Genomic DNA, 25,227 nt, shown 5'->3' on the forward strand with positions numbered 1-25,227 from the left:
CATGCCGTTGCGCGACGTCCTTCTGCAGATTCAGACCTATCCGCAGGCCACGCCGCCAGAGGCGATCGAGCAGGCGGTCGCCTTCGCCGCAGGGCGGGGCGCCCGTTTGAGCGCGCTGGCGATCGAGACGGCGATCCCTTTGCCGAAGAACCGTTTGGCGGATCGCGTCGCCGGCTTGGCCGAGGTGGCGCGGCAGGAGGAGGCCAGGAGCGCCGAGATCGCCAAAGCCTCCCTGGAACACTTCGCCTCAGCCGCCCGCGCCGCAGGGGTGCTGGGCGAGGTTCGGTATGAGCGCGCCGATCTGCACGAGGTGGCGAGCCGCGTCGCCCGCGAGGCCCGGCTCCACGACTTATGCCTGATCCCGATAGGGGCGCGGGAAGACGGCCAGCGTGCGGTGGCCGAGGCGGTGGTGTTCGGCTCCGGCCAGCCCACCTTGCTGTTCCGGCCCGGCGTCGCCGACCTGAAGCGGGAGTTCGCCCTGGCGCTCGTCGCCTGGGACGGCGGTCGGCCTGCGGCCCGGGCGCTCACCGACGCCTTGCCGCTGCTCGCGCGCGCCGAGGAGGTGAGGGTGCTCACAGTCCTGAACGAGAAGCCCGACGCGGTGGCCGGCCTGGCCGCGGAGGCCGTACGCCGGCTGCGCGCCCACAGCATCGAAGCCGTCCCTGTCGAGGTGGACGCCAAGCGCCGCGCCATCGGTCGGGTGCTGGACGACTACGCCGCAGCCGAGGGCGCCGACCTCCTGGTCATGGGCGCCTTTGGCCGATCGCGCCTGCGGGAGTTCATACTGGGCGGCGCCACAGAGCACGTGCTGCACGACCCCAAGGTCCCGCTGCTGCTCTCGCACTGACGCCGCCCAGGCTCGCTAGAAGGCCAGAACGATCCCGGCGAACACCGAGCGCCCGTCTCCGGGCCAGTAGACGGCAGGGCTCTGAGCGGTGGAGATCACCGGCTGGACGTTGGTGACATAGGCCTCATTGGTCAGGTTTCGCGCGTCGACGAACACCGTCGTCGTCCCGTTGAGCGCGACGCCCGCGTTCAGGTGGACGACCGTATAGGCCGGCGCCGCGGCCGTGTTGCGGAAGTCCGCCCAGGCTCGGGTCGCGCGCTCGAGAGTGGGTGCGACGAACCAGCCGGCCGAGTGCTCGTATCTCAGCTCCGCGCGATAGAGATGCTCCGGAACCACCGGCAGTCGGTTGTCGCCGTATTGTCGGTCACCCTCGAAACGGAAATCCGACCATGTCCAGGTCTGGCGCAGCCGCCAGCCGGGGGCGAACCGCCAGTCCACAGCCGCCTCCAGCCCCTGGTGAACCGTCCTGTCGGCGTTGAAGGTGGTCGCGGGAACGTCCTGGGAGACCGTGTACTGCAACAGCTCTTTCCTCAGTTCGGCGCGATAGAGCGTCACGTCCCAGGTGAGGGGGCCGCGCCGGCCGCGGGCGCCGATCTCCGCCGTCCAGGCCGTCTGAGGTTCGACCGGCGCGAAGCCGGTTCCCGTGGGCGAGAGCGCGCCGAAGTTCGGCGGCTCGACCGAGCGGGTCAGGTTGGCGAAGACCTGCGCCCCGTCCTCGGCTTCCCAGAGCACGCCGATGCGCGGGGCGATCCAGTCGAACTCTCGCGAGGCTGCAAGGTCGAAGGCCCCCCCGACGCCGGGAACCGCGAAGCTGCGATAGTCGCGGCTGGTCCAGCCCAGCGTCGCGCCGCCCACGATGGCGAGCTGGTCGATTATGAACAGGCGGCCTTCGGCGAACAGGTCCGCCGCCTTTGCGTTCTGAAGCGAGAGTGAGCGCAGCGCCCCACGGGCGCCTTGCCGGTTCACATAGAAGGCCTGGTCCAGATCGCCCTGGCGCAGCCAGAGCCCCGCATAGGCGTCGGCGCGGTGTCCGGCCAACTCGCCCTCCCAATCGGCGCGGGCGAAGGCGCCGTAGTTGCGGCTCTGCTGGTCGATCACCTGGAAGATCGGATGGTCGAGATCCTTCCAGACGGCGTAGAGGCCGCCCTCGACCACCGTGGCCTCGTCGAGCCGCCAGCGGGCGCGGAGCGAGCCGCGGAGGCCCCGCACGTCGCGGCTGTAGTCGTTCGCATAATTGCCTGCCGCAGCCTGCCGCGGGTCGGCCTGGAACTGGCTCCAGGTCAGGGCGCCGGGGATTTCCTGCTTGATGTTCGCGCCGTTCAGGATCAGCCGCACCTCCCGGTCTTCACCGAAGGTCCGGCCGAGGTTCAGCGAGGCGAACTGGATGTTCTGCTGGCTCTGGGGCCGCCAGCCCTGGCCGGTCTGATTGGTGACGGCGGTGAAGGCGTCCCAGCTCTCGCCCGCGTGCGCGATCTCGGCGTGCTGGCGCAGCAGGCCGAACGCGCCGCCGTCGAGCCTGAGCTTCTGCGAGAAACCGGCGTCGGCGCCGGTCGGCGTGACCATGTTGACGGCTCCGCCCAGCAGGGCGCCGCCGAAGCGAAGCGCGTTGCCACCGCGATAGACCTCGGTGAAGCGGGCGATCAGGGGATCGGCGATCTGGCTGTCGCCATAGCCGTCGGCCTCGTTCAGCGGCAGGCCGTCCTGGGCCAGAAACAGGCCGCGGTTGTGGTTGGCGTTGCCCAGGCCCGAGCCGCGGATGGAGAGCCGAATGTCGCCGCCCCACTTGCGCTGGGCGAAGACGCCGGGCGCGTCGCGCAGCATGTCGTCCAGCGCCAGAGCGAACCGGCGCTCATAAGATTCCGCCGAAATGACGGAGACCGCGCCGGGGGTTTCGGAAAGCCGTCGCCGGGCCTGGGCCACGACGGCGGGGTCTTCGGGGTCGGGGCGGGCGGTGACGATGACGGAATCGACCAGGGTGTCGGCGTCGGCGGCCTGGGCGGCGACCGGAAGAGCCAGGGCGCAGACGGCGCCCCCGGCGAGAAGAACGGATTTCATGAACGTGTCCTTTGCGCCCCTTGGGAACCGGGGCGTGCATGCCGATGGGAGCCGCGCCGGGGGCGGGGCGGCCGAACGAGCCGGCGCTCCAGCGCAGGCGGGTGTTCAGATCGGCAGGCTGGGCGGTCCGCGGGCGGGCAGGGGCGGGGCGGCGAGACCCCGGCCCGGCGCCAGGTGCGTCAGCGCCCGAATCGGCGGCGGCGCATAGGCGGCGAACTCCGCGCGCCCGGCGAAGTCGGCTTCGGCCGGCGGCGCGTTCAGGCCGTGGCCGGCGAAGGCGCAGGGCGGGTCGTGCTTCTCCGGCGCGCTCGGCGCGCCGCCCTCGTGGGGCAGGGGCGCGCCGGGTTCGATCACCGTCGCGCCCTGCGCCGTGCAGAGCACGATGGCGAAGGGCAGGTCGTTGGTCGGCGCGGCCATGAAGCCGGCCGGCACGGCGATCTTCAGCGCCAGGGCAAGCGTCGCCAGCGCCAGCCAGAGGCGGCGGCCTGTCGTCGATGCGCCGGCGAATCGTCCCACGGGTCGGGTCTATAGCGCCGCTGGCGAAGCCTGTCTCGGCAGCCGGTGTTGCCGTCCCGCAAAGAAGCGATTGACTTGCAATATCAGCCGGCCTATCGCGGATCGAAAACGCGAATTAATCGCAAAAGCTGGGGATAAGATATTGCGTTCGCACCTCTTCGCCACCGCCGCGGCCTTGGCGGCTCTCGGCGCCGCGCCCGCCTTCGCCGCCGACGACGCCACGCCGGTGTCCGAGCTGGTGGTGCTGGGGGTTGAGGGGCCCGGCGAAATCCCCGGCGCGGCGACGCTGGTGACGGCCGAGGAATTCGAACGCTCGCAACCGCTGAGCATCAACGACGTGCTTCGCCGCGTGCCGGGCCTCTATGTGCGTTCGGAGGAGGGGCTGGGCTTACGTCCGAATGTCGGCTTCCGCGGCCTCAACCCCAGCCGTTCCACCGAGGTGCTGTTCCTTGAGGACGGGGTTCCGCTGACCTATGCGCCCTACGGCGACAACGCCACCTACTACCACCCGCCGCTGGAGCGCTTTTCGGCTGTGGAGGTGCTGAAGGGGGCGGGCCAGATCGTCTACGGCCCACACACCGTCGGCGGGGTGATCAACTACCGCACGCCGCGCCCACCGGAGAACGCCTCGGGTCGGTTGATCGCCCGGGTCGGCGAGAACGACACCCAGGAGTTCGTGCTGCAGGGCGGGGACACGTTCGGCCGGCTGGGCCTGATCGGCGGCGTGGCGGCGGGCCACAGCGCTGGCGTCCGCGCCAATCAGGACCTCGTTTACGCCGACGCCTTCCTGAAGGCGGTGGCGACGCTTTCCGAGACCCAGGAACTCACCTTCAAGCTCTCCGCCTACCATGAGGACAGCCGCGTCAGCTATTCGGGCCTGACCCAGGCGGAATACCTGGCCAATCCTCGGGGCAACCGGTTCAAGAACGACAGCTTCACCCTCTGGCGTTACGGCGCCAGCGCCGCCCACGGCTGGCGCCCGTCCGGCAATCTGCAGGTTAATACAGTACTTTACGCGGCGAGCTTCGAGCGCGACTGGTGGCGTCAGTCCTCGAACTCGGCCCAACGCCCCGCCGATGCGTCCGATCCGCTCTGCGGCGGCATGGCCAATGTCGACACCACATGCGGCAACGAAGGACGGCTGCGCCAGTATTACATGTTCGGGCTTGAGAACCGGGTCACCCTCAACTGGGCCGGCGGCGAGCTTCTGGCCGGCGCGCGCATCCACGCCGAGAACCAGGAACGCTTCCAGATCAACGGCGACTTCCCCAACTCCCGCTCGCCCGGCGTGACCGCCAACGCCGGAGTGCGCGAGCAGAACGTGCGCGAGGCTCGCGCCGTGTCCGCCTTCGTCCAGAACACCTTCCGCTTCGGCGACTTCGCGGTGACGCCGGGGGTGCGGTTCGAAACCATGGACTTCGGCCGGTCCAACAAGCTGACCGGCCAGCGCGGCTCGGCCGACCTCAGCGAGTGGATCCCCGGGCTCGGCCTCTCCTGGAGCGCCGATCCGCGCCTGACCGTCTTCGCCGGCGTCCACCGCGGCTTCTCGCCCCCGCGGGTGGAGGACGTGATCACCGCCGCCGGCGGCTCGGTCGAGCTCGACGCTGAGCGCAGCCTCAACTGGGAGTTCGGCGTTCGTGGCGAACCCGTGCCGGGCCTCAAGGGCGAACTCGCCGCCTTCCGCATGGATTTCGACAACCAGATCGTCCCGGCCTCGGTGGCTGGCGGTGTGGGCGCCACGGCGACTAGCGCAGGGGAAACCCGCCATATGGGCCTGGAAGGGGCGGCCAGCTTCTCCTCCCGCGCCGCCTTCGGCACGACGGTGGACTGGTATGCGGAGGGGACCTTCACCTGGGTGGAGACGGCGGAGTATCGCGGCCGGCGGTTCTCGGCGATCTCCGGCTTCGGCAATGTGCCGGTGACAGGGAATCGGCTGCCCTATTCGCCCGAATGGGTGGGGCGTGCGGCCCTCGGTTTCGACACTGGGGCGCTGCAGGCCGAACTCGAGGCGGTCTACACCGGCGAGATGTTCACCGACGACCTGAACACCCGCGCGCCGACCGCCGACGGCCAGCGGGGACGGATCGACTCCGCCTGGCAATGGAACCTGGCGGCCGCCTGGCGGGTGCCGAACACCCGGGTGAAGCTGACCGCAGCCGTGCGCAACCTGGCCGACAAGACCTATATCGTCGACCGCTCGCGTGGGGTGCTGGTCAGCGAGCCGCGCACGGCGATCCTTGGCGTCGAGCTGAACTTCTGACCGAGGGGCGTCAGGCGGCTTCTCGCGAGGCCGCCAGCAGAAGGGCCTCGAACAGCCGCGCGGCCTCGATCGGCTTGGTCACGTAGCCGTCCATGCCTGAGGCCAGGTATTCGGCGATCTGGTGGGCCATGGCGTTGGCGGTCAGAGCCACGATCGGGGTGCGTGCGCGGCCGGTCTGCGCCTCTTCCGCCCGGATGGCGCGGGCGGCGGTCGGGCCGTCCATCTGCGGCATCTGGACGTCCATCAGCACCAGGTCCCAGGCCTCGCGCCGCCAAGCGGCGAGGGCCTGCTCTCCGTCGGAGACGACCTCGGGCTCCACGCCCACCTGATACAAGAGGGTCTTCAGCACCAGTTGGTTGACCTCGTTGTCCTCGGCCGCAAGCACCCGCAAGCCCTCGAAATCGGCGGTGGAGGCGACGCCGTTGGCCGCCCGCCCGTCCGGCGGGCCGATCTCGTTCCCTGAGATCCGCTCCAGCGGCAGGACGAGACGAAACACCGAGCCTTCCCCCTCGCGGCTTTCGACCTCCAGGCGCCCGCCCAGCATCGGGGCGAGCTCGCCGCAGATCGACAACCCAAGCCCCGTCCCTCCGTAGCGTCGCGTGGTGGAGGCGTCGGCCTGCTCGAACTTGCGGAACAGCCGGGCAACGGTCTCCTGCGACATGCCGGGCCCGGTGTCGGCGACCTCGAAACGGACCTCCTCTCCCGTCCGGGCGACGGTCACCCGCACCTGGCCGGCCTCGGTGAACTTCAAGGCGTTGGAGATCAGGTTGTAGAGGATCTGGCGGATGCGCGTGGGATCGGAACGATAGCGTCCGAGCGCCGCCGGCTCCACCGCCAGGCTGAAGTCCAGCCCCTTGCGCTCGGCCACCGCGGTGAAGGCGCCGTGCGCCCCGCGCGCGAGGTCGCTCATATCGAAGTCGAGGATCTCCAGCTCCAGCTTGCCGGCCTCGATCTTTGATAGGTCGAGCACGTCATTGAGGATGGCCAGCAGGGCCTCTCCGGACTGCCGGATCAGCTCCAACCGCTCGCGTTGGACCGGGGATAAGCCGTTGTCGGCGGCCATGGCCTGGGCCATGCCGAGCACGCCGTTCAGAGGCGTGCGGATCTCGTGGCTCATCGTCGCCAGGAAGGCGGACTTGGCGCGGTTTGCGGCTTCGGCCTCTTCCTTCGCCTGCAGGATCGTCGTCTCGGCGCGCTTGCGGTCGGTGATGTTCTGCATGGCGCCGACCAGGCGGCGTGGGTCGCCGGCCTCGTCGCGGACCAGCTTGACGTTGCAACTGGCCCAGACTTCCTTGCCGTCCTGACGAGCGATCCGGTATTCGGGCCGATAGGGGCGGTCTTCCATGACCGCACGAGTCCATTCCTCGCCGATCCGCGCGCGGTCGCGCGGGTCGATCGTGATGCTGGTGTCCCGGACGAAGGCATCGGTGTCGAGCGGCGTGTCGAAGAAGGTCTCCTCGGCGCCGTCGCGCTCCACCTCGCCGGTTTTGAAGTCCACTTCCCACACGTGCAGGTCCGCCAGTTCGACGGCGAGCTTCAGGCGTTGGCTGGCCCGTTCCGAGCGGTCCAGAGCCTCGACCATTTCGGTCACATCGAGGGCGGCGACGATGAGGCCGGCGATCTCGCCCGCGCCGTCGCGCCACGGCGCGGCCTCGGCGCGGAGGTATCGCAGCTCGCCGTTCGCATGGCGGCTGGGCAGCTTGGCCTCGTGGATCCGCTCGCCCCGCAGGCAGCGTTCGTAGGTCGCCCGGTAGGTCTCGAAATAGGCGGGCGCCAGCTCGTAGACAGAACGTCCCAGGGCGGCTTCCAACGTCAGGCCGAAAGCCTCTAGCCAAACGGGGCTGGCTTGCAGGATGCGCATCTCGCTGTCGGTGACCATGACCGAGGCGGGGACCGTCGCAACGAAGGCGGCGAGGGCTGATTGCGTTTCCTTCAGATCGCGCGCGTTGTGTTGCCGGCGACATTCGTCGGCGACGAAGTGGGCGAGTTTCTGGAGAATCCCGAGTTTGGCGGCGTCGAAAGGCCGAGGGTCGCGGGTCGCCACCGCCAAGGCGCCGATGGCGACGCCGTCATCGGCGAGAATAGGCGCGCCGATATAGGAACGTAGTCCGTTCGGCGCGGTGACCAGAGGGTGGTTGGCCGCGCGCGGGTCCAGTCTCAGGTCTTCCAACCAGAGCGGTTCGCCGGTCGCGATCACCTGTTCGCTCAAAGACGTGACCTTGGGCAGCCGCTCTTCAGGATCGTGCGTCCGCCATATCTCGCCCTTGTTCACAAGGGCGATGGACGCCGCGCAGGCTCCGAATATCTCGCGGGCAAGCTCCGTCGCCCGGTCGAATACCGGCTGCTCGGCCGCCAGGCCGAACGGAAGCCCCTCGTTTCGACTGTCGCCGTTCACGCCGCACGCCTTCTGTCGCGCCTGGGGTTCAGCGTTCCGGATAAGGTTCTAAGGAAGCCGTAAAGGCCGAGCTTGGGGCCCAGGCCGCGCGGCGGTATGTCGCAGACCTTGTGATGTAGGGCTTTCGCCTAGGCTCGAGGCGAAAACTCGGCGACCAGATCGTAGCGGTCGGCGGGGAAGACCTGGCGGACATAGGTCACCGGATCTTCCCGGCGCCAGGTCCAGCGTTCCACCTGCAGGCAGGGCGCGGTGCGCGTCACGCCAAGGGGGGCGGCCAATTCGCCGGCCGCCCGGGCGCTGATCCGGTGGCGCGCGAGCGTCCAGGGCACGTTCTCCAGCAGCCAGGAGCCCGGCGAGCGGGCGGAGAAGTCGGCCTGGCGCGCGCCCGGCGCCGCCGAAAGCGCGATCAGCCGATGCTCGTGGGCGAAGGGTTCCCCGGAGGCCACATGCACGCCGGTCAGGGCCAACCGCTCCCCGCCCGCCTCGAACGGTGCTTCCGGCGGGGCCGCGGCTCCGGTGGCGGATCGCGAAAGCAGGCGAAAGCTGTAGGCTTCGCCGCGGCTCTCGATGACCGCGGCGATGTCGGGGATCTCCAGCACGGCGGTCTGCACATGGGGCCGGGCGACGAAGGAGCCGGCCTTGCGCCGCCGCTCGATCAAGCCGGCCGTCGCCAGGGCCGAAAGCGCCTTGTTCACCGTCATCCGCGCGCAGCCGTATTGCGCCATCAGCTCGCGCTCGGTCGGGATGCGGTGGCCCGGCGCCCAGGCGCCGGAGCGGATCTGGTCCTCCAGGTCCGCCCGGATCTGCTGGTCGAGCCGGCGGGTCATGCGGCGAGAAGCTCGGCCAGCACCCGCCGGTAGCGCGCGGCGATAGCCTCGGCGCGCCTGTGGCGCCCGGCTTCCACCACCTTGCGACCGAAGCGCCAGACGCAATCCACCCGGCCGCCGGCGAAGATCCAGGCGTCCAGGAGGCCGTCGCGGGCGCGGGCGACCATCGAGGGGTGATCCAGGTCGAACGAGACGATGTCGGCCGCCGCGCCGGCCTGGATGCCATATTGCGCAAGGCCGAGCGCCTGGGCGCCGCCCGCCAGGGCGCGTCGGAACAGGTCTCCCCCGACCGAGGCGCCCTCGGCCGCGGCCAGGATGTTGCGCCCTCGCCGGGTCAGGCGCTGAGCGTATTCGAGGGCGCGCAATTCGCCGGCGGCGTCGATCAGGATGTTGGAGTCCGTGCCCACGCCGAAGCGGCCGTTCGCGCGAAGATAGTCGGTCGCCGGGAACACTCCGTCGCCGAGATTGGCTTCCGTCACCGGGCAGAGGCCGGCGACTGCGCCGCGTGCGGCCAGGCCTTGCGTCTCCTCCGGCGTCAGGTGGGTGGCGTGGATCAGGCACCAGGCTTCATCCACTGCGGTGTGTTCGAGCAGCCATTGGACGGGCCGCGCGCCGGACCAGGCGAGGCAGTCCTCCACCTCCTTCACCTGCTCGGCGGCGTGGATGTGCACCGGCCCGCCGCCCGCCATCCCAGCCACAGCGCCGAGCTCCTCGGGGGTGACGGCCCGCAGGCTGTGCGGGGCGACGCCGACGACCGGGTCGGAAAGGGGGGCTACGGCCTTCCGGCTCTCTTCAAGAAGCCGCGAGAAGCTCTCGACATCGTTCAGGAAACGGCGTTGCCTTGGATTCGCCTCGGCTCCGCCGAAGCCGCCGTGGGCGTAGAAGACGGGCAGCAGGGTGAGGCCAAGGCCCGTCTCGTCCGCGGCCGCCACAACCCGTTCCGCCAATTCGGAGACCCGATCATAGGGCCGTCCGTCCGGGTCGTGATGCAGGTAGTGGAATTCCCCGACCCGGGTGAAGCCTTGCTGCAGCATCTCCGCATAGGCCTGGGCGGCGATGGCCTCCACCTGGTCTGGGGTCAGCCGGTCGAGGAAACGGTACATCACCTCGCGCCAGGTCCAGAAGTCATCGTGCGCGGGCCCCCGCACCTCCGCCAGGCCGGCCATGCCGCGCTGGAAGGCGTGACTGTGGAGGTTGCAAAGGCCGGGAACCGCCGCGGCGTGGCGCTCCTCGCCGGGCGCGGGATCGCAGCCGACCTCGATGCGCGCGATCCGCCCGCCTTCGATCCCGATACGGACACGCTCGGCCCAGCCGTCCGCCAGCAGGGCCTGGCCAAACCACAGGGTCGTCGTCGGTCCGGAGGTCATGAGCGAACTATCCGGCGGCGTGGTTTTTATGTCTAGACATTATCGCCGTGTGGCCTAACCCTCCGGCGCGAAAGGAGGGCGGCATGCTTTGCGATCGCGTCTGGCGCAATGCGCGCCTGGCCACCCTTGCGCCGAACCGTCCCGGCCTCGGCGAGGTGGAGGACGGCCTGGTCGCCTGCCGCGACGGGCGCATCCTCTATGCCGGGACGAGAGCGGATGCGCCGAACTTCGAGGCCGCCGAGACCGTCGATTGCGAAGGCCGCTGGATCACGCCGGGCCTGATCGATCCTCACACCCACCTCGTCTATGCCGGCGACCGGGCGGCCGAGTTCGAGCAGCGACTGGCCGGCGCCTCCTACGAGGAGATCGCCCGCGCCGGCGGCGGCATCGTCTCCACCATGCGCGCCGTCCGAGCGGCCAGCGAGGGTGAGCTCGTGCACGCCGCCCTGCCGCGCCTGGACGCCCTGATCGCCGAGGGGGTCACCACGGTCGAGATCAAGTCCGGCTATGGCCTGAGCCTTGAGGACGAGCTGAAGCAGCTGCGCGCCGCCCGCGCCCTGGGCGAGGCCCGGGCCGTCGCGGTTTCGCCCACCTTCCTGGGGGCTCACGCCTTGCCGCCGGAGTTCCGCGAGGATCCGGACGCCTATATCGCCGAAGTCTGCGAACAGATGATCCCCGTCGTCGCTGCGGAGCGCCTGGCTGAGGCCGTGGACGCCTTCTGCGAAGGCGTCGGTTTTTCGCCCACCCAGGTCCGAAGGGTGTTCGAGGCCGCCCGCGTCCACGGCCTTCCGGTGAAACTGCATGCCGAACAGCTCTCCAATCTGCACGGCGCGGCGCTGGCCGCCGAGTTCGGCGCGCTGTCGGCCGATCACCTGGAGCACCTGGACGAGAACGGCGTGCAGGCCATGGCGGCGGCCGGAACGACAGCGGTCCTGCTGCCCGGCGCCTACTACTTCACCCGCGAGACCAAGCCGCCGCCGGTGGACCTTCTGCGCGCTCATGGGGTGCCTATCGCGCTCGCCACCGACTGCAATCCCGGAACCTCGCCGCTGACCTCGATCCTGCTGGTCATGAACATGGCCGCCACCTTCTTCCGCCTGAAGGTTCCCGAATGTCTGGCCGGCGTCACGCGGGAGGCGGCCCGCGCCCTGGGCCGCCTGGACGAGATCGGGACCCTCGAGGCCGGCAAGCGCTGCGACCTCGCCATCTGGAACGTCGAGCGCCCCGCCGAGCTCGTCTACCGCATCGGGTTCAACCCGCTCCACGCCCGGATCTGGAAAGGCCAATGACCCTCGTCCTGAAACCCGGAGAGGTCTCGCTGCGCGACTGGAAGGCGATCTGGCGCGGCGCGCCGGCTGCGCTCGATCCGGCGGCGGAAAGCGCCGTTGCGGCGAGTGCGGCGGCGGTGGAGGCGATCCTGGCCCGGGGCGAGCCGGTCTATGGCGTCAACACCGGCTTCGGGAAGCTTGCAACCATCCGCATCGAGGCCGCGGATCTCGGCCGCCTGCAGCGCAACATCGTGCTCAGCCACGCCGCCGGCGTCGGCCCCGCAACGCCTGTCGCGGTCGTTCGGCTGATGATGGCCCTGAAGCTGGCCAGCCTGGGGCAGGGAGCCTCGGGCGTCGCGCCGGCCACGGTCGGCCTTCTTCAAGCCATGCTGCAGAAGGGCCTTACGCCCGTCATACCGGCTCAGGGGTCGGTAGGCGCCTCGGGCGATCTGGCGCCGCTGGCGCACCTGGCCGCGGCGATGATCGGGGTGGGACACATCGTCTTCGACGGCGCCGTTTCGCCCGCCGAGGAGGCCCTGGCGCGGGCGGGCCTTGCGCCGCTCGAACTGGGCCCCAAGGAAGGCCTGGCTCTCCTCAATGGCACCCAGTTCTCCACGGCCTACGCGCTCGCCGCCCTGTTCGAGGCCGAGGCGTTGTTCCAGGCGGCCCTGGTGACCGGCGCGCTGTCCACCGAGGCGGCCAAGGGCTCCGACACCCCCTTCGACCACCGCATCCACGTCCTGCGCCGCCACCAGACCCAGATCGAAACCGCCGACGCCCTGCGGGCCCTGATGGCGGGCTCGGCGATCCGCGCCTCGCACCTGGAAGGCGACGAGCGGGTCCAGGATCCCTACTGCCTGCGCTGCCAGCCGCAGGTGATGGGCGCGGCGCTGAAGGTTCTGCGCCAGGCGGCCGAGACCCTGGCCGTCGAGGCCAACGGCGTCACCGACAACCCGCTGATCTTCGCCGAGACGGGCGAGGCGCTGTCCGGCGGCAATTTCCACGCCGAGCCGGTGGCGTTCGCCGCCGACATGATCGCGCTCGCGATCTGCGAGATCGGGTCCCTGGCCGAACGGCGGATCGCCATGCTGGTCGATCCGGCCCTTTCCGGACTGCCGGCCTTCCTTACCCCACGGCCGGGCCTGAATTCCGGCTTCATGATCCCTCAGGTGACCGCCGCGGCGCTCGTCTCGGAGAACAAGCAGAAGGCCTATCCGGCCTCAGTGGACTCGATTCCCACCTCGGCGAACCAGGAGGACCACGTCTCCATGGCCGCCCACGCCGCGCGGCGCCTGCTGGAGATGACCGCCAACGCCCGGACCGTTGTCGCCATCGAGCTGCTCGCCGCCGCCCAGGGCTGCGACTTCCACGCCTCGCTGGCTTCGAGCCCGCCCCTAGAGGCCGTCCGTCGCCTCGTCCGCGCCCACGTCCCGGCCCTGGAGGAGGATCGCCACTTCCATCCCGACATCGCCGCGGCGCTGGACCTCGTCACCCGCGGCGAGCTGGTCGAGGCGGCCGGCTCCGTCGCCCTTCCGGAGGCGCTGGATGTCGGCTGACTGGCTGGAGGTCCATGCGGGCGATGCGCCGCTGATCGTCGGCTTTCCGCACACCGGAACCGACATCCCGGCGGAGATCGAGGCCGGACTCGTCTCGCCCTGGCTCGCCCGCAAGGACGCCGACTGGTGGATCGACCGGCTCTACGCCTTCGCCCGCGAACTCGGCGCCACCACTGTGCGCACCCGCCTCTCGCGCACGGTGATCGACGTGAACCGCGATCCCTCTGGCGCTTCACTCTATCCGGGCCAGGCGACGACGGAGCTCTGTCCGACCACCACTTTCGACGGCGAACCGCTCTATCGCGGCGGAGCCGAGCCCGACGCCGCCGAGATCGCCGCGCGTCGCGAGCGCTGGTTTTCGCCCTACCACGCCGAGATCGAGGCCCAGATCGCGCGCTTGAAGACCCGCTACGGGGCGGTGGTCTTCTACGACGCCCACTCGATCCGATCGCGCATTCCCCGCCTGTTCGAGGGCGAGCTGCCGCACTTCAACATCGGGACCAACGGCGGGGCGACCTGTGCGCCCGAGCTCGCCGCCGGCGTCGCGGCGGCCTGCGACCGACCCGGCTACCGCCACGTGGTCGACGGCCGGTTCAAGGGCGGCTGGGCCACACGTCGCTACGGCCGCCCGGACGAGGGCGTGCACGCGATCCAGATGGAGCTCGCGTGCCGCGCCTATCTCGACGAGCCGGACAGTGAGGTTGGCCCTGACAACTGGCCCGCGCCCTTCGACGAAGCTCGGGCCAGCGCCTGCCGGGCGGTGCTGGGCGAGGTCCTTTCGGCCTGCCTGGCCTTTGCGGAGACAAGATCATGATCGCGCCGCTTCCCTTGCGCCGGGACGAGACCCGCAAGATCCGCGCCCCGCGAGGACCCGAACTGACCGCCCGGTCCTGGCTCACCGAAGCCGCCCTGCGGATGCTGATGAACAACCTCGACCCGGACGTGGCCGAACGTCCGGAGGAACTGGTGGTCTATGGCGGCGTCGGCCGGGCCGCGCGCGATTGGCCGAGCTTCGACCGCATCGTCGAGACCCTGCGCCGGCTGAAGGACGATGAGACCCTGCTGGTCCAGTCGGGCAAGCCGGTGGGCGTCTTCCCCACCCATGAGGACGCCCCGCGGGTGCTGATCGCCAATTCCAACTTGGTCCCCCGCTGGGCCACCTGGGACCATTTCAACGAGCTCGACCGCAGGGGCCTGGCCATGTACGGCCAGATGACCGCCGGCTCCTGGATCTATATCGGCGCTCAAGGCATCGTTCAGGGCACCTACGAGACCTTCGTCGAAATGGGCCGCCAGCACCACGGCGGCGATCTCTCCGGCAAATGGCTGCTGACCGCAGGCCTCGGCGGCATGGGCGGGGCCCAGCCGCTGGCGGCGGTGATGGCGGGAGCCTCGTGCCTGGCGATCGAATGCCAGCCCTCCAGCATCGATATGCGCCTGCGCACCGGCTATCTCGACCGCTCGACCGAGGACTTGGACGAGGCGCTGGCCTGGATCGCGCAGTCCTGCCGTAACAAGGCCCCGATCTCGGTCGGCCTCCTTGGCAACGCCTGCGAGGTGCTGCCCGAGCTCCTGCGCCGCGGCGTGCGCCCCGACCTGCTAACCGACCAGACCTCGGCCCACGATCCGGTGAACGGTTACCTCCCCAAGGGCTGGACCCTGGAACGCTGGTTCGCCATGCGCGAGCAGGATCCGGTCCAGGTGGAGGCGGCCGCCCGCGCTTCCATGGCCGAACACGTCCAAGCCATGCTGGACTTCCAGAAACAAGGCGTCCCCACCGTCGACTACGGCAACAACATCCGCCAGGTGGCCAAGGACGCCGGCGTCGCTGACGCCTTCGATTTCCCCGGCTTCGTGCCGGCCTATATCCGCCCGCTGTTCTGCCGCGGGATCGGGCCGTTCCGCTGGGCGGCGCTGTCCGGCGATCCGGAGGACATCGCCCGCACGGACGCCAAGGTGAAGGAACTGATCCCCGACAATCCGCACCTGCACAACTGGCTCGACATGGCCGCCCGGAGGATCAAGTTCCAGGGCCTGCCGGCGCGGATCTGCTGGGTGGGGCTGGGCGACCGCCATCGCCTGGGCCTGGCCTTCAACGAAATGGTGGCGCGCGGCGAGCTGAAGGCCCCAGTCGTCATCGGCCGCGACCATCTGGATTCCGGCTCCGTGGCCTCGCCCAACCGCGAGACCGAAGCCATGCGAGACGGGTCCGACGCCGTCTCCGACTGGCCGCTGCTGAACGCCCTGCTGAACTGCGCCTCAGGCGCGACCTGGGTGTCGCTGCATCACGGCGGCGGGGTGGGCATGGGCTATTCCCAGCACGCCGGCATGGTGATCGTCTGCGACGGCACGGAAGCCGCCGCCCGGCGCATCGAGCGCGTGCTCTGGAACGATCCCGCCAGCGGCGTCATGCGCCACGCCGACGCCGGCTATGAGATCGCCATCGACTGCGCCCGCGAAAAGGGCCTGGACCTGCCGAGCCTGGGCTGAAGCGCCTCGCCAGAACCGGCGGCATCCCTTGGTGGGGACAAGGCGGTTCCAGGCCGCTGCCGTCGTTCTGGCCGGCTCCGCGGCGCCCCCACCATGTCCGGTGATCAGGCGGTCAGCGGGCTGGAGGCGGTGATGCGGACGCGCCCCTGAAATGGGGTCGGGCCAAAAAGGTTCAACCCGGAGGCCGTAAGCTCCCCGCCGTTACTCCAGGCCCAGCAGCCACCGGTCCAGGCGCGCGGCGCGGATCGTGGCGCCGGGCATGGTGCGGTTGAGCTCGACGCGGTGGCTCATGATCCAGCTCAGGCAGGCGAGCCGGCTGTCGAAGGTCTCGAATTCGTCGCGGCTGGCGCAGAGCGTTCCGCAGTTCACGATGTAGCGGGCGCCCTTGCGGCAGCCGGGCGCGCCGAGCCAGTCGCGTTCGGGCGAGACGACGACCGGGATCCAGTAGCTCTGCTTCGGGTCCAGGCCGTCGACCTGATGCCTGTGCATCGGTCCGTCCTTTCGCCGGATGGCCGCCCCTGCGCCGCCGGACTACGGCGGGCAGGGGCGTGCGCTTCCGTCAGGCCGCCCGGCCCAGCCGCGCGGCGCGGGGCAGGTCGAAGCGGTCGGCGTTCATCACCTTGGTCCAGGCGGCGACGAAGTCCTTGACGAACTTCTCGCCCGCATCGTCGGCGGCGTAGACCTCCGAGATGGCCCGCAGCTGGGAATTGGAGCCGAAGACGAGGTCGGTCCGCGTCGCCGTCCACTTCTGCTCGCTGGTCTTCCGGCACGTGCCGACGAAGAGATCGTCGGCGTGATCGTCCACCTGCTTCCACGCCGTGCCCATGTCGAGCAGATTGACGAAGAAGTCGTTGGTGAGTTGGCCGGGACGGTCGGTGAAGACCCCGTCCTTGGACCCGCCGTGGTTGACGCCGAGCACGCGCAGACCCCCGACCAGCGCCGTCATCTGCGGCGCGCTGAGCCCCAGAAGCTGCGAGCGGTCGACCAGCAGTTCCTCGGTAGGCACGCTGAACCGCACCTGCAGGTAGTTGCGGAAGCCGTCGGCCTTGGGTTCGAGCACCTCGAAGCTCTCGGCATCGGTCTGCTCGGCGCTGGCGTCGGTGCGGCCGGGAACGAAGGGGACTTCGATCTCGCGGCCGGCGTCACGGGCCGCCTTCTCGATCCCCGCCGAACCGCCCAGCACGATAAGGTCGGCCAGCGAGATCTTCTTGCCGCCCGAGGCGGAGGCGTCGAAGTCGGCCTTGATCTTCTCCAGCGTCGCCAGCACCCGGGCCAGCTTCTCGGGCTCGTTGACCTCCCAGTCCTTCTGCGGGGCCAGGCGGATGCGCGCGCCGTTGGCCCCGCCGCGGTGATCGGAGCCGCGATAGGTGGCCGCCGAGGCCCAGGCGGTGCGGACCAGGTCGGCCACCGACAGGCCGCTGTCGAGCAGCTTGGCCTTCAAAGCCTTGATGTCCGCAGCGTCCACCAGCGGATGCTCGACCGGCGGGACCGGGTCCTGCCAGATCAGGTCCTCTTTCGGCACTTCGGGGCCGAGGTAGCGGGCCCTGGGTCCCATGTCGCGGTGGCACAGCTTGAACCAGGCGCGGGCGAAGGCGTCGGCGAACTGGTCCGGATTGTCGCGGAACCGCTCGGCGATCTCGCGGTACTTGGGATCCATCTTGAAGGCCAGGTCGGCCGTCGTCATCATCGTCGGCACGCGGCGATCGGGGCTGTGGGCGCCCGGCGCCATGTCTTCCGGCTTCTGGTTCTTGGGCTGCCATTGCTTGGCCCCGGCCGGGCTCCGCACCAGCTCGTAATCATAGTCGAGCAGCATGTGGAAATAGGCCATGGACCACTTGGTGGGCGTGGGCGTCCAGGGACCCTCCAGGCCGGACGTGATGGTGTGGTCCCCAAGCCCGCTCTCGTGGCTGCTGGTCCAGCCCAGGCCCTGCTGGGCGATGTCGGCGCCTTCAGGCTCCGCGCCCACCTTGGAGGCGTCTCCGGCGCCATGGCACTTGCCGAAGGTGTGGCCGCCGGCGGTCAGGGCAAGCGTCTCCTCGTCGTTCATGCCCATGCGGGCGAAGGTGATGCGGATGTCGCGGGCCGACTTCAGCGGATCAGGGTCGCCGCCCGGGCCTTCCGGGTTCACGTAGATCAGGCCCATCTGGATGGCGGCCAGAGGATCTTCCAGCGCCCGGCCGGCATCCTCGTCGAGGCGCGTCAGGTTGCCTTCGTGGCCGACCCACTGCTCTTCGGTGCCCCAGTAGATGTCCTTCTCCGGCTCGAAGATGTCGGCCCGGCCGCCGCCGAAGCCGAACACCGGCGCGCCCATGGATTCGAAGGCGACATTGCCCGCCATGATCATCAGGTCGGCCCAGGAGAGCTTGGCGCCGTACTTCTTCTTGATCGGCCAGAGCAGCCGGCGGGCCTTGTCGAGGTTGGCGTTGTCCGGCCAGCTGTTCAGAGGGGCGAACCGCTGGTTGCCCGAGTTGGCGCCGCCCCGTCCGTCGCCCGTGCGATAGGTGCCGGCGCTGTGCCAGGCCATGCGGATGAAGAAGGGGCCATAGTGGCCGTAGTCCGCCGGCCACCAGGGCTGGCTGTCGGTCATCAGGGCCTTCAGGTCCTCCTTGACCGCAAAATAGTCGAGCGTCTGGAACGCTTGGGCGTAGTCGAAGTCGTCGCCCATCGGATTGCCGTGCAAGCCGTGCTGGTGGAGGATTTCCAGGGACAGCTGGTTTGGCCACCAGTCGCGGTTCGTCCGTCCCAGCAGCGTCCGCAGGGCCGCAGGTTCCTTGGCGGGATTGCTCAGCGGGCTCGCATCGTCCATGGCGTTCCTCCTCTTGTCTGGCCGAAAGCCTAGGCCGGCTTTCGCGACCTTGACAAAATGAAAGAACCTATGGGGTCCAATGGGGGAATCTATACGAGCCCCGTGAGGCTCGGCCGCCGACCCTTGGGCCGGCGACCGGCTCAGGATCACATGCGGAAGCGCAGCCCCATGAAGACGGAGTAGCCGAACTTCTCGTATTCGTAGGTGCGCTCGCGGCTCCCGTAGTAGCGAACGCCGGGCGTGTTGGAGAGGTTCTTGGCCTCCACGAACGCCTCGTACTTGCCGCCTGCGAACGAATAGCCGGCGGTGAAGTCGAGCTGGCCTCGGCCTTCCCAATAGAGGTCCAGCCCGCTGTCGTCGGCGTTGATCTCGTTCAGGTAGTCGCTGCGCTTGGTGTAGGACAGGCGGGCGTTCAGCGCGCCGTCGTCATAGAAGAGCGCGATGTTGTACGAGGTGTCCGACTGCCCCGGCAGGGGGAACACCGAGCGCCCGGCATAGGTGCGCCCCAGCTTGATCTCGGCGTCGGTGAAGGTCGCGTTGGCCAGGATGCCGAGGTTCGACGCCGGCCCCGGCAGGAAGTCGAACTGCTGGCGCCAGTCGATCTCGATCCCGACGATATGCCCCTCCGGCGCGGTCTCCGGCCGGGTGATCTGGGCGACCGCGCCGTTGTAGGAGCCGGTGAGCGTCAGGTCGTACCGATAGTCCTGCAGGTCCTTGTAGAAGACGTTCGCGCCGATGACGCCGAACCGGGGCAGGAAGTAGTGCAGGCCGGCGTCGAAGTTGTTGGACAGCGTCGGGTCCAGGTCCGGATTGCCCTGGCTGACGCGGAGGATCGCCCCGTCCTGGTTCTCGGTGATGCGGGGGACCATGTCGACATGGTTCGGGCGGTTGATCCCCCGGGTCAGGGCGACGCGGCCGATCAGCCGATCGGAGAATTCGTGCCGCAGGGTCAGGTTCGGGAAGACCTGGGTGTCATCCTTGCTGGTCTGGGTGGGCGTGATCACCCCGGTGTTGGCGTTGAAGCGGTTGGCCGAGCCGGAGAAGTCCGTCGTCTCGATGCGCAGGCCGGCCAGCACGTTGGTGGCGCCGAAGTCGAGGTCGGCCATCCCGTAGAGGCCGGTGATCTTCTCCACCACGGCGTAGTCGGCGGTGATCGACTGCTCCAGGCGCCGCGTGGCGTCCGATCGCAGGGCGCGGCGCTCGGCGAAATAGGCCTTGGCCAGGTCGGCGTCCTGCTTGTAGCCGAGGACGTAGCCGTAGTTGCTGGACTCCTCGCCGCTCAGATAGGCGGTCAGGCCGCCCGTCGGGGCCGCAGAGGCCGCGCGGTCGCGCCAGCGCTCCTCGTCGGCCGTGACGTCGAGCTTGCGGTGGCTGATCCCGAAGCGCCAGGCCGCGGGCGCCCCGAAGACCTCGTTCTCGAACGCCACATTGGCGCGGAACTGCAGTTCCTCCTGCGAGGTGGTGTTGGAGCGGAAGGTGTTCTCGCGGAACGCGAAGGCGCCCGCGTTCAGGTGCTCGTTGGTGTTGAACAGAGACAGGGAGGGCTGGTCGGCGTCGGCGTAGTCGTAGCTGAGGGTCGGCCGCAGCGAAGAGCGCCAGAGCAGCTCGTCCCGATGCGGATAGGTCTGGTCGGACGTGGTGCGGGCGATCTGGAAGTCGGCCTTGAAGCCGCCGAAGTCGCGGGCGCCGCCCAGCTCGACGGTCTTCACCTCGTTGCGCTGCACGCGATGGCGGATCTGCTTTTCCAGGCGGGTGTTGGTGAAGGTCGCCCGGCTGTCCGTCGCCCCCGGCTGCAGCACGCCGCCGTCGGTGTAGAGGATCCGCAGCATGTTACGGATCTCGTCGTCCTCATACTTGGCCACGTTGCCGCGCAGATAGAGCTGGGTGGCGTCGTCGGGCCGCCACTCCAGCGAACCGGCGATCGAGGTGCGGTCGCGGATCGTGTCGTAGTCCTTGAACAGATTCTCGGCGACGCCGAAGATCTCGCCGCCTTCCGGCCGGGTCAGGCGGGTCCAGCCGGTTTCGACGTTCTCCGGCTTGCGGTCGGTGCGCGAATAGCTGGCCGAGACCACGGCGCCGAACTGGTCCCGCTCGCCGAACACGTCCGACGCGGTGAGGACGTAGCGCTCGTCGCGGCCGCCGTAGTCGTTATAGCTCCCGCCGATCAGGCCCGAAATCGAGCGGCCCTTGCCGTCGAAGGCCGAGCGGGTGACCAGGTTGATCGCGCCGGAGATCGAGTCCGCCTCCTGATCGGGGCGCAGGGTCTTGGAGACCTCGATCTTGCTGACCAGATCGGCCGGAAGGGTGTCGAGGCTGACCGCCCGGGAGCCGGCTTCCTGCGAGGGCAGGGAGACGCCGTTGACGGTGACCGAGGAGAAGGCCGCCGGGGCGCCGCGGAGGTTCACGTAGCGGCCTTCGCCCTGGTCGCGTTCCACGCCGACGCCCGGCAGGCGCTGCAGCGCCTCGGCCACGTTCGGGTCCGGGAAACGGCCGATCGCGTCGGAGGCCACCACGTCCACGATGTTGTCGGCCGCCTTCTGCTGTTCGAGGGCCCGCTGGTTCTGGGCGAGGATCGAGGCGGTTACGACCAGTTCTTCGACCGCAGCTGCATCGTCTGCATGGGCGGGAAGGGCGTAGGCGAGCGGCGCCAGCGCGCAGAACGCCAGATAGATGGATCTTCTCATTTCGACGGTCCCCCAGGGCCGTTCGGACGAAGCGCCGCTTGGTGCGCGCCCGTCCCTCACGGCGAATGGCGGCTTGCCTAAGCACGCCCCCGGAGCGTGACTAGTGAAGTTTTGTCGAAGGATAGATCTCAGTATTGTGACGACGATCGGCCTCTGGCCGCGACGAATGCTTGATGTGTCCGAACGGCGTCGGATGAAGCCCTTCCGAATGCAAGGCGAGGACCAGATCGGGCGAGTGATCGAAGGGCCCGATTGGCCGCCGCCCGATCCCGCAGGCGCGGCCGAATTGGTCTTGCAACGAGCGGTGGTGAGCAGGCAATTCTTTGGCCGTCGCTGTCCCTGTCGACTCCTTTGTGAGCTGCGTCGGATGGACGGCCCCAACCACTTAGGAGCGGCCCATGCGCGCCAGGCTTGTTATGTTCGCCATGGCGACCCTGCTGTTGGCCACGCCCGCCCTGGGCGCGGAAGAGCCGAAGCCCAGGAACCGCGCCGAGGCGACCGCTGTCGTGCAGGAACTGCGGCGGATCGTGACGCCGAATGGGATCGAGCGGAACACGACCGTCCGCATCGGCGGGATCGAACAGTTCGTCAGCATCCGCGGCGCCGACCGCCGAAATCCGGTGCTTCTGATCGTCCACGGCGGGCCGGGCTTTCCGATGACGCCGATCGCCTGGTGGAACACCCGCGCGCTCGAAGAATACTTCACCGTCGTCCATTGGGATCAGCGGGGGGCCGGAAAGACCCATCTGATCAACGACCCGCAGGCGGTGGCTCCGACGATGAAGCCCGAGCGGTTCGTCGACGATGCGGAGGAGCTGGTCGCCTGGCTGAGGGCCGAGATGGGCAAGGAGAAGCTGTTTCTCCTGGGCACCTCCTGGGGAAGCTTCGTGGGCCTCGAGGTCGCCCGCCGCCGGCCGGAGTGGCTGCACGCCTATATCGGGATGGGCCAGGCCACGGACATCCGGGAAAGCGAGCGTCGCGGCTACGCTTTCGCCTTGGCCGCCGCGCGGGAGGCGGGCAATGCCGAGGCGGTGGCCCAGCTTGAATCTATCGCGCCCTACGCCGAGGGCGACGAACCCATCCCGCTGGAAGAGGTGGTGATCCAGCGCCGTTGGTCCGACTACTACGGCGGGGTCATGGCCTACAGGACGAGGCAGGTTGACGGCGTGGCCGCCCGCCTATCCCCGGACTACAGCGACGACGAAGCGCCGCGGATCTACGAGGGCAACAACTTCTCGCGGGAATTCCTGTTCAGCCCCGTCCTGAGCATGGACCTTCGCCATGTCACCAGCCTGCGATGCCCGCTCATCATCCTGGCAGGGCGGCACGATCGGACGGTGAACTCCTATGTCGCCCATGAATGGTTCGAGACCGTGCGGGCGCCGCAAAAGCACTTCGTGTGGTTCGAGAACTCAGGCCACGAGGTGATGGCCGAGGAGCCGGGGAAGGTCCTCGTCACGCTCGTTCAGATCGCACGGCCGATGGCCGTCCGCGCCGAGAACTTGGCGCCGTGACGGCGCTGGCGGGGAACGGCCCGCGGCCCATGCCAACCCACGGCGCTCCCCGCGATCTGCAAGCTACCCGGCGCCAAGGCTTGCTTGACCCAGCGTCGGGCGTGCTGGGTTTGGGCGAAGTGAGATTCAGGCGGTGAACGGCCCCCTGAAGTGAGGCGAACGGAGGCCCTGGTGGCGGACGATACGGGCAATCTGGAACTCGAGGCGTTTCGCGCCGAGGCGCGCGCGTGGCTGGAAGCCAATTTCCCCCCGGCCCTGAAAGGCAAGGGCGGTCTGGCCATGGCCGAGATCACCTTCCAGGACGCCGACCTCGCGACCTGGCGCCGGGCCATCGGCGAGAAGGGGTGGGCGACGCCCACCTGGCCGAAGGAATACGGCGGCGGCGGGCTCTCGCGTGCTCAGGCGCGGGTGCTGCAGCAGGAGATGGGGCGGATCGGGGCCTTCAATCCGCTGATGTTCGGCATGGGCGTGACCATGATCGGCCCGACCATCCTCGACTACGGGACCGAGGCGCAGAAGCAGCAGCACATCCCGCCCATCGTCCGGGGCGAGGTGCAGTGGTGCGTCGGCTATTCCGAGCCCAACGCCGGTTCGGACCTGGCCTCCCTGCAGATGCGCTGTGAGGACGCCGGCGACCACTGGCAGATCAACGGCAGCAAGATCTGGACGTCCGGCGCGCAATATTCCGACTGGTGCGGCGCCCTGGTGCGCACCGACCCTACGGCCAAGAAGCACGACGGCATCAGCTTCATCCTGATCGACATGCATCAGCCGGCGATCGAGACCCGGCCGATCAAGCTGATCGCGGGCGCCTCGCCGTTCTGCGAGACCTTCTTCACCGACGCGACGGCGCCGAAGGATGCGATCCTGGGCGAGCTGAACCGCGGCTGGACGGTGGGCAAGCGCCTGCTGCAGCACGAACGGGCCAGTCAGACGGGCGATCGCGGTCCGGGCGGCGGCGGTTCGGCCGTCGCGCTGGCCGACCTCGCCAAGCGCTACGCGGGCGCAGACGCCGCCGGCCGCATCGCCGATCCGGACCTGCGGACGCGGGTGATCCGCCAGCAGATGGACGCCAAGGTCCACGGCCTGACGCTGGCGCGCGCAGCCGCCGAGGCGAAGGAAGGGGCCAGCAACGCCGCCTCGGTGCTCAAGAACTCGGCCACCCATGTGGCCCAGACCCGGGCGGAGCTGATGCTGGAGATCATGGGCCATCAGGGCCTGGGCTGGGACGGCGAGGACTTCACCCGCGAGGAGCTGGAGGCGGTGCGCGGCTGGCTGTCGGGCAAGGCGATGTCGATCTACGGCGGCTCGTTCGAGATCCAGAACAACATCATCTCCAAGCGGATCCTCGGCCTTCCGGACTCCACTGGCTCCACCTGACGGCGCCGCTCAGACCTTCTTGACGAACTCGGCGCGCAGGACGAGCCCCTTGATCCCCTCGTAGCGGCAGTCGATCTCCTGCTCGTCGCCGGTCAGGCGGATCGACCGGATCACCGTGCCGCGTTTCAAGGTCTGGTTGGCGCCCTTGACCTTCAGGTCCTTGACCAGGGTCACGCTGTCGCCATCGGCTAGGAGATTGGCGAGCGCGTCGCGCACCTCGACCTGGCTGGCCGCGGCCGCCTTGGCGGCGGCTTCGGCGGCGGCGATCCATTCGCCGGTCGCCTCGTCATAGACGAAGTCCTCGTCGCCGCCCGCGCTCATCCCGTGCTCCTGTCGATTCTGCGGGTGGCTTAGGGCTTCCGGTGGTTCCGCGCCAGCCCGGCTTCACCGTGCGGTGTAGCCGCCGTCGATGACCAGTTCAGCGCCGGTGACGAACTTCGCCTCGTCGGAGGCCAGATAGACCGCGCCCCACGCGATGTCGTCCGGCTCGCCGATGTGACCGAGCGGGTGCAGGGCGTCGGTGGCCTTGCGGCCCTCGTCGAGGTCTCCCAGCGCCTCCAGGTGATGCTCCACCATCGGCGTCCAGATGAAGCCCGGGTGGATCGAGTTCACCCGGATCTTGTCGGCCGCATAGAGCAGGGCGTCGGTCTTGGTCATCAGCCGCACCGCGCCCTTGGAGGCGTGATAGGGCGGCACGTCCGGCGCCCCGACCAGGCCATAGATCGAGGACAGGTTGACGATGGCGCCGCCGCCGGCCGCTTTGAGATGCGGGATGGCGTGCTTGGTGCAGAAGAACACGCCCTTGACGTTGATCGCCTGGACGAAGTCCCATTCCGCCTCGGTGATCTCGTGGGTGGGCTTGTTGGCGCCGGAGACGCCGGCGTTGTTCACCAGCACGTCGATGCGGCCGAAATGGGCGGCGGCCTCGCCGATCACCTTCGCCACCTGCGTCTCGTTCGAGACGTCGCAGCGCCAGGACCGCGCCCGCCCGCCGGCGGCTTCGATCTCCTGGGCGACGGCGGCGCCTTCGGCCTCCAGCATGTCCAGCACAGCCACCGCGGCGCCTTCCTCGGCCATGCGCAGGGCCGTGGCGCGACCGAGGCCGAGCCCGGCGCCCGTGACGACGGCGACCTTTCCTTTGAGCCTATCCATGGTTCCGCTCCCTTTCCGGCGCCCATTCTGGCCGGCCGAGGCCGGGGGAGCCTTGCGCTCGGTCAACCGGCGAGGCGGTCACAACGCCCGTCGAGATGCGCTATCGGAAC

The 25,227-nt window shown here is 69.3% G+C and carries 18 protein-coding genes; 8 read left to right on the forward strand and 10 right to left on the reverse strand.

Annotation, left to right across the window (positions count from 1 at the left end; all coding sequences use genetic code 11):
* Position 1: 1 nt before the first annotated feature.
* Complete coding sequence (locus tag ACK41C_RS18185; protein WP_409657253.1) at positions 2-847, forward strand: universal stress protein; 846 nt, start codon at positions 2-4, stop codon at positions 845-847.
* A 15-nt stretch (positions 848-862) separates the two neighbouring features.
* Here the strand turns inward: ACK41C_RS18185 and ACK41C_RS18190 are convergent, their stop codons facing one another.
* Together ACK41C_RS18190 and ACK41C_RS18195 are read right to left on the reverse strand one after the other, a co-directional pair.
* Positions 863-2,902, reverse strand: coding sequence for a TonB-dependent receptor family protein (locus ACK41C_RS18190; protein ID WP_409657256.1), 2,040 nt, complete (start codon positions 2,900-2,902; stop codon positions 863-865).
* Positions 2,903-3,007: 105 nt separating this feature from the next.
* Complete coding sequence (locus ACK41C_RS18195; RefSeq protein WP_409657259.1) at positions 3,008-3,418, reverse strand: hypothetical protein; 411 nt, start codon at positions 3,416-3,418, stop codon at positions 3,008-3,010.
* A 142-nt stretch (positions 3,419-3,560) separates the two neighbouring features.
* Here ACK41C_RS18195 and ACK41C_RS18200 point away from each other — a divergent pair, with 142 nt between their 5' ends.
* Entirely contained in the window at positions 3,561-5,678 is a 2,118-nt protein-coding gene (locus ACK41C_RS18200) for a TonB-dependent receptor family protein (RefSeq protein ID WP_409657262.1), read from the forward strand.
* Positions 5,679-5,688: 10 nt separating this feature from the next.
* Here ACK41C_RS18200 and ACK41C_RS18205 read toward each other — a convergent pair whose 3' ends face one another.
* The 3 genes from ACK41C_RS18205 to ACK41C_RS18215 form a co-directional block, all read right to left on the reverse strand.
* Entirely contained in the window at positions 5,689-8,073 is a 2,385-nt protein-coding gene (locus tag ACK41C_RS18205) for an ATP-binding protein (protein ID WP_409657265.1), read from the reverse strand.
* 128 nt (positions 8,074-8,201) lie between these two features.
* The gene (locus ACK41C_RS18210; RefSeq protein WP_409657268.1) at positions 8,202-8,900 is read right to left on the reverse strand and encodes a UTRA domain-containing protein; all 699 of its coding nucleotides are present in this window, start codon (positions 8,898-8,900) and stop codon (positions 8,202-8,204) included.
* Positions 8,897-10,267: a formimidoylglutamate deiminase gene (locus tag ACK41C_RS18215; protein ID WP_409657271.1), complete on the reverse strand. Its 1,371-nt coding sequence runs from the start codon at positions 10,265-10,267 to the stop codon at positions 8,897-8,899. Before ACK41C_RS18215 ends, ACK41C_RS18210 begins: the two co-directional genes overlap by 4 nt.
* An 83-nt stretch (positions 10,268-10,350) precedes the next feature.
* On the opposite strand from ACK41C_RS18215, the gene hutI reads away from it, so the two are divergent.
* The 4 genes from hutI to hutU are packed head-to-tail and all read left to right on the forward strand — an operon-like array spanning position 10,351 to position 15,581.
* Positions 10,351-11,556, forward strand: a complete 1,206-nt coding sequence (gene hutI, locus ACK41C_RS18220; protein WP_409657274.1) for an imidazolonepropionase — start codon at positions 10,351-10,353, stop codon at positions 11,554-11,556.
* Complete coding sequence (gene hutH, locus ACK41C_RS18225) at positions 11,541-13,091, forward strand: histidine ammonia-lyase (RefSeq protein WP_409657454.1); 1,551 nt, start codon at positions 11,541-11,543, stop codon at positions 13,089-13,091. Before hutI ends, hutH begins: the two co-directional genes overlap by 16 nt.
* The gene (gene hutG / locus ACK41C_RS18230) at positions 13,081-13,905 is read left to right on the forward strand and encodes an N-formylglutamate deformylase (protein WP_409657277.1); all 825 of its coding nucleotides are present in this window, start codon (positions 13,081-13,083) and stop codon (positions 13,903-13,905) included. Before hutH ends, hutG begins: the two co-directional genes overlap by 11 nt.
* Positions 13,902-15,581: a urocanate hydratase gene (gene hutU, locus ACK41C_RS18235; protein ID WP_409657280.1), complete on the forward strand. Its 1,680-nt coding sequence runs from the start codon at positions 13,902-13,904 to the stop codon at positions 15,579-15,581. The genes hutG and hutU overlap by 4 nt, the downstream gene beginning before the upstream one ends.
* Before the next feature lie 201 nt (positions 15,582-15,782).
* Here the strand turns inward: hutU and ACK41C_RS18240 are convergent, their stop codons facing one another.
* The 3 genes from ACK41C_RS18240 to ACK41C_RS18250 all read right to left on the reverse strand — a co-directional run bounded on the left by ACK41C_RS18240 (position 15,783) and on the right by ACK41C_RS18250 (position 21,071).
* Positions 15,783-16,070 carry a hypothetical protein gene (locus ACK41C_RS18240; protein ID WP_409657283.1) on the reverse strand — a complete coding sequence of 96 codons (288 nt, stop codon included), beginning with the start codon at positions 16,068-16,070 and terminating at the stop codon, positions 15,783-15,785.
* Between the two features lie 70 nt (positions 16,071-16,140).
* A complete protein-coding gene (gene katG, locus ACK41C_RS18245; protein ID WP_409657286.1) occupies positions 16,141-18,387 on the reverse strand; it encodes a catalase/peroxidase HPI in 2,247 nt (748 codons plus the stop codon).
* A 146-nt stretch (positions 18,388-18,533) separates the two neighbouring features.
* Entirely contained in the window at positions 18,534-21,071 is a 2,538-nt protein-coding gene (locus tag ACK41C_RS18250; protein ID WP_409657289.1) for a TonB-dependent receptor, read from the reverse strand.
* A gap of 398 nt (positions 21,072-21,469) precedes the next feature.
* Between ACK41C_RS18250 and ACK41C_RS18255 the strand changes: the two genes are divergently transcribed.
* Together ACK41C_RS18255 and ACK41C_RS18260 are read left to right on the forward strand one after the other, a co-directional pair.
* A complete protein-coding gene (locus ACK41C_RS18255) occupies positions 21,470-22,585 on the forward strand; it encodes an alpha/beta fold hydrolase (RefSeq protein ID WP_409657291.1) in 1,116 nt (371 codons plus the stop codon).
* 171 nt (positions 22,586-22,756) lie between these two features.
* Positions 22,757-23,965: an acyl-CoA dehydrogenase family protein gene (locus tag ACK41C_RS18260; protein WP_409657294.1), complete on the forward strand. Its 1,209-nt coding sequence runs from the start codon at positions 22,757-22,759 to the stop codon at positions 23,963-23,965.
* A 9-nt stretch (positions 23,966-23,974) separates the two neighbouring features.
* Here the strand turns inward: ACK41C_RS18260 and ACK41C_RS18265 are convergent, their stop codons facing one another.
* Positions 23,975-24,181, reverse strand: coding sequence for an alkylphosphonate utilization protein (locus tag ACK41C_RS18265; RefSeq protein WP_409657457.1), 207 nt, complete (start codon positions 24,179-24,181; stop codon positions 23,975-23,977).
* Positions 24,182-24,349: 168 nt separating this feature from the next.
* The gene (locus tag ACK41C_RS18270; protein ID WP_409657296.1) at positions 24,350-25,117 is read right to left on the reverse strand and encodes an SDR family NAD(P)-dependent oxidoreductase; all 768 of its coding nucleotides are present in this window, start codon (positions 25,115-25,117) and stop codon (positions 24,350-24,352) included.
* Between the last annotated feature and the right edge of the window lie 110 nt (positions 25,118-25,227).

This window comes from Phenylobacterium sp., assembly GCF_046290725.1.
GTDB lineage: Bacteria > Pseudomonadota > Alphaproteobacteria > Caulobacterales > Caulobacteraceae > Phenylobacterium.

Excerpts from the sequence above, each read along its gene's own strand:
- katG (WP_409657286.1), bottom strand. The coding sequence starts at position 18,387 with ATGGACGATGCGAGCCCGCTGAGCAATCCCGCCAAGGAACCTGCGGCC.
- hutU (WP_409657280.1), top strand. The coding sequence starts at position 13,902 with ATGATCGCGCCGCTTCCCTTGCGCCGGGACGAGACCCGCAAGATCCGC.
- ACK41C_RS18210 (WP_409657268.1), bottom strand. The coding sequence starts at position 8,900 with ATGACCCGCCGGCTCGACCAGCAGATCCGGGCGGACCTGGAGGACCAG.
- hutI (WP_409657274.1), top strand. The coding sequence starts at position 10,351 with ATGCTTTGCGATCGCGTCTGGCGCAATGCGCGCCTGGCCACCCTTGCG.
- ACK41C_RS18250 (WP_409657289.1), bottom strand. The coding sequence starts at position 21,071 with ATGAGAAGATCCATCTATCTGGCGTTCTGCGCGCTGGCGCCGCTCGCC.
- ACK41C_RS18270 (WP_409657296.1), bottom strand. The coding sequence starts at position 25,117 with ATGGATAGGCTCAAAGGAAAGGTCGCCGTCGTCACGGGCGCCGGGCTC.
- ACK41C_RS18185 (WP_409657253.1), top strand. The coding sequence starts at position 2 with ATGCCGTTGCGCGACGTCCTTCTGCAGATTCAGACCTATCCGCAGGCC.
- hutG (WP_409657277.1), top strand. The coding sequence starts at position 13,081 with ATGTCGGCTGACTGGCTGGAGGTCCATGCGGGCGATGCGCCGCTGATC.
- ACK41C_RS18190 (WP_409657256.1), bottom strand. The coding sequence starts at position 2,902 with ATGAAATCCGTTCTTCTCGCCGGGGGCGCCGTCTGCGCCCTGGCTCTT.
- ACK41C_RS18255 (WP_409657291.1), top strand. The coding sequence starts at position 21,470 with ATGCGCGCCAGGCTTGTTATGTTCGCCATGGCGACCCTGCTGTTGGCC.
- ACK41C_RS18240 (WP_409657283.1), bottom strand. The coding sequence starts at position 16,070 with ATGCACAGGCATCAGGTCGACGGCCTGGACCCGAAGCAGAGCTACTGG.
- ACK41C_RS18215 (WP_409657271.1), bottom strand. The coding sequence starts at position 10,267 with ATGACCTCCGGACCGACGACGACCCTGTGGTTTGGCCAGGCCCTGCTG.